Here is a 1,265-nt window from a genome sequence, read left to right as displayed (position 1 = left end):
GTCCTCAGCCTCCTGCGCTTCCGCGCGCAGCAGTGCCTGACGATCGGCGACCGGAATCTGGTAGTAATCGGGGTGGATTTCACTGAAGGCGAGAAAACCGTGACGGTTGCCGCCATATTCGACAAAGGCTGCCTGAAGGGAGGGCTCTACGCGCGTTACGCGGGCTAGGTAGATGTTTCCTTTGAGCTGCTTCTTGTCCTGGGATTCAAAGTCGAATTCTTCAATACGGTTACCGCGTATGACGACAACGCGTGTTTCCTCCGGGTGGGAGGCGTCTATCAGCATTTTGTTGGGCATTATTTCGTTTCCCCCCGGCAGCCGTCAGCCGCAGCTTGCGAGGCAAAGCCTGCTGCTGCGTGTCTGGAATGTGGGTGCCGGATATTTGAACGTCCGTCGGCCGCCGCTTGAGCGCCATGGCGGTGCCGCCCGCAGCCATAATGGCGCGGTTTGATGCGGACCTTTCCATGATTGCGCTTGAAGCCATCGTCACCAACAGAACCTTTTGAACCAAAGCCCGGACGAACCGGACCAGCTTGTTTGCTCATACAGAGCCGGCACGGGAACAAACCCGGCCGTTTTCCTCACGCAGGCGATTCCCCCGCCACGGGAGCACGCCTGCGAAATTCGTCGCGATCACCTGAACCCTTTTCGCCTGAAGCGAAAGGAGCCGCCTTTACGTCTGACCCTGTAGCAAGAAGCTGCGGAGGAGGGCGGTTCCAGGATTGCAGTGATCCACCATCGCTTTTATGATTTGGCGGGGTGGAAGGCAACCCCGATTTCCGATGCCGGCAAAAAGCCGTTCCGTAGCGTAAAGCCAGGCTTGCGGCCCTGCATGAAAAGGCTTGGTTAACCTTCTCTGGATACCAATCGTTAATCGAGTTCGCGGCCTAACCTGCATTTCGACGAAACGACCGGGCGCCGGGCGCCAAACCGGGAGCGACTGCAAGAGAGATGGGATTGGCGGACTTCACAGACAAGGGATGTCGTGTCGGCGGCCGGATCCTGGCCTCTTTCTGCCTCTTGCTGCTGCTGGCGGCCTCATCCGTCTTGTCTTCAAATGCCAGTGCCGCCGACGCTCCGCTCGTGGCAAAAGGCTACAAGATGGCCGGCGATGCCACCAAGATGCGCATCGTCATGGATTTCGACCGCGAACCCGATATCAAATGGTTCCTGCTGCGTGGTCCCAACCGTCTTGTCATCGATCTCGCGAATACGAGATTCGCCGTGGATGCCAAGGATTTGAAGGCGCGGGGCCTGGTCAAGGG

At 58.4% G+C, this 1,265-nt stretch carries 2 protein-coding genes; one reads left to right on the top strand and one right to left on the bottom strand.

What is annotated here, in order from left to right; all coding sequences use genetic code 11:
• The coding region (locus EN991_RS36760; RefSeq protein ID WP_127273774.1) for a S1 RNA-binding domain-containing protein at window positions 1-297 on the bottom strand (297 nt) is incomplete at its 3' end.
• A gap of 654 nt (window positions 298-951) precedes the next feature.
• On the opposite strand from EN991_RS36760, the gene EN991_RS36755 reads away from it, so the two are divergent.
• Window positions 952-1,265, top strand: a 314-nt coding sequence (locus EN991_RS36755; protein ID WP_127370551.1) for an AMIN domain-containing protein, incomplete at its 3' end; no start/stop codon positions are given.

The sequence above is a fragment of the Mesorhizobium sp. M7A.F.Ca.US.005.03.2.1 genome, from assembly GCF_003997795.1.
GTDB classification, from domain to species: Bacteria; Pseudomonadota; Alphaproteobacteria; order Rhizobiales; family Rhizobiaceae; genus Mesorhizobium; species Mesorhizobium ciceri.
Note: the sequence above shows the minus strand (reverse complement) of the source record. Positions and strands in the feature narration are given on the sequence as shown.